The sequence below is a fragment of the Mesorhizobium sp. M1E.F.Ca.ET.063.01.1.1 genome, from assembly GCF_003998155.1.
GTDB lineage: Bacteria > Pseudomonadota > Alphaproteobacteria > Rhizobiales > Rhizobiaceae > Mesorhizobium.
Genome location: NZ_RZSC01000839.1, coordinates 1 through 2,418, shown reverse-complemented (window position 1 = coordinate 2,418; position 2,418 = coordinate 1). Strand labels below are relative to the sequence as shown.

The following is a 2,418-nucleotide window of genomic DNA, read 5'->3' as shown; positions in this document are numbered from 1 at the left end:
AGCAGCGTTTCGAGCGCGCTGTCGACCTGTTTGTGATAGGCCACCTCGTTCTCGATATAGGCCTTGTCGAAGGCAGCCCCTTTCAGCTTCGCCAGCTTGGCGCGCTCTTCCTTCGCGGCCTTCGCCAGCGCCTGGCTGGTGGCGTTGTCCTCGGGCGTGACTTTCAGCTTCTTCACCAGGTCCAGGGCCTGCTTGTTCACCGCCTCGTGGTCGCGCTCCATGTCCTTGGCGAAGTCGACGACTTCCTTGGTCCTCGATTTCTTGATCGCCAGCTTGGCGGCCTCGATGTCGATCGTGCCCGCCGTATAGGCGATATGGGCGATCTGCGGGTCGGTGGGCTTCTCAGCGGCCCGCGCATAGGGCGCGGCGCCTGCAAGCAGGAAGGCCGCAAGGGCTGCGGTCGGTCGGATAAACATGGCATCTCCTTCGCCCGGCACATCTGCAGGGCTCATCTGGGGTTGACGGCCATTGGATGCGGGGAGAGGCGAAACGTTCCCGGCGTTTTCTCTGCGGGGAGCGAGCACTGCTACGCCGAGTTCCGTCACACCCCCCTCTGTCCTGCCGGACATCCTCCCCGCAAGGGGGGAGATTGGCAGCTTCGGCGCCCCGCCCGTCCTGCAGCGTTGGAGATTAGCGAAAGCCGGCGCGACATCCGATCTCCCCCCTTGCGGGGGAGATGTCCGGCAGGACAGAGGGGGGTGCTGTCCCTCGGCGTTCGCGAATAGCGACGCGCGCTAGCCCTCGAACCCCAGCCTTTTCATCACCGCCTGCGTCAGCCTATCGCACCGCCGGCCGGCGAAAGGAAAAGCGTCGAGCAGCACCGGGCCGATCTCGTCGTCCAGCGCCTTGCGCACCAGCGCACGCGCCCGGTGCAGCCTGGTCTTTACCGTCTCCGGCCTGATGCCGAGCACCTCGGCGGTCTCCTGGATGCTCAGGCCTTCGATGACACGGGCGACGAAGACGCTGCGATAGACGTCGGGAAGGCTGTCGGTCGCCCGTTCGACGAGCCCGAGGATCTGCCGCTGCGCCATCGTCCGCTCCGGATCGTCGCCAGGGTTCAAGTTACTTGGGTTCAGGGGAAACCGGATGATCTGCGCCTCCGGGTTTTCAGGCATCGCCACCATGCGCTTCTTCTTGCGCAGCCGCCCGAGCGCCTCGTTGATCGTGATGCGCGACAGCCAGGTGGATAAAGAGGCATCGCCGCGAAAGGCATCAAGACTGGCGAAGGCGCGCAAATAGGCCTCCTGCACGATGTCCTCGGCCTCGGCGTCGTTGCGCACCACGCCGCGCGCGATGCGGTAGAGCCGCTGGTTGTGCGTCTTGATGATTGCGCGGAAGGCATCCGCTTCCCGCGCAAGCGCGCGGCGCACCAGCGCCATGTCGCCATCATCGGCCGCGGCAATAGCGGCAGCTTGCAGTGCGGGCTTCCTCATCGTGTCCCGATCTCCCGGACAGGCGTTGCATCCAGCAATTGGATGCGCTCGCCGGCAAAAGGTTCCCGAGCTATGCTACAGCTTTCAGCGCCGCCCTGTCTGCGGTCTCCACGCGTGCGGCCGCCGCGAGCAGATCGGTCTGGGTGATCAGGCCAAGAATATGCCGCCCGGCGTCGACGATCACCACCGCATGGCTGTGCCCGTCGGTCAGCGCCGGCAGCAGGCTCATCGCCGGCGTGTCGGGCGAGGCGGTGCCGGCCTTCGACATCACGCCCTTTACCGTGTCGGTCGGTCTCGTCAGCTCGCGCAGGCCGACGGCGCCGGCCAGCCTTGCCTCGGCGTCGACCACCGGCAAGATGCGGATATTGTGGTCGAGAAGCTGCTTTCGCGCCTCGTCCGCGGTGGCGTTCTCCGTCACCGAGATCACGTCGCGGGACATGATGTCCCGGCAGAGCAGGGTGCGGTGCGAGCGCACCGTCGCCTGCAATTCGACCTGACGCAGCAGCCTTTCGATGTCGTCGCGGTCGATGTCGAAGCTCTCGTCGAGCGCGGCAAGGGCAGCATCGACATCCTCCGGCCGGAAGCCGACGCGCGTCGTGGGCGGCCGGTCGGCGGTGCCGTGGCTGTTGGCCACAGGCGCGTGGACATGCGGATAATTGCGCCGCGACAGCTTGTGGAACAGCAAGCCGAGCGTCACCAATATGATCGAATTCAGCGCCACCGGCACGAAGGGAAACAAAAAGCCTGCGCTGACCACGGCCGGTCCGCCAAGCACGCCGGTGAGAGCCGCGGCGCCTCCCGGCGGATGCAGCGAGCGCGTGAACGACATGGCGGCAATGGCGAGCGCCACGGCCAGCCCGGAGGCGATCACCGGGTCATGCACGAAATGCGCCACCGTGACGCCGACCAGCGCCGAAATCGTATTGCCGCCGATGATCGACCAAGGCTGCGCCAGCGGGCTCGAAGGCACGGCGAACAGCAGCAC

The 2,418-nt window shown here is 66.2% G+C and carries 3 protein-coding genes; all 3 read right to left on the bottom strand.

The window, feature by feature from the left end:
* A partial coding sequence (locus EOA29_RS33135) for a DUF4142 domain-containing protein (RefSeq protein ID WP_145969945.1) occupies positions 1 to 416 on the bottom strand: 416 nt, incomplete at its 3' end.
* A gap of 318 nt (positions 417 to 734) precedes the next feature.
* On the bottom strand, positions 735 to 1,433 hold the full coding sequence (locus EOA29_RS33130; protein ID WP_126094478.1) for an RNA polymerase sigma factor: 699 nt from the start codon (positions 1,431 to 1,433) through the stop codon (positions 735 to 737).
* A gap of 70 nt (positions 1,434 to 1,503) precedes the next feature.
* Positions 1,504 to 2,418, bottom strand: a 915-nt coding sequence (locus EOA29_RS33125) for an HPP family protein (RefSeq protein WP_145969944.1), incomplete at its 5' end; no start/stop codon positions are given.

Bases quoted from the DNA above. Each gene is read 5' to 3' on its own strand.
- EOA29_RS33130 (WP_126094478.1), bottom strand. From the start codon at position 1,433: ATGAGGAAGCCCGCACTGCAAGCTGCCGCTATTGCCGCGGCCGATGAT.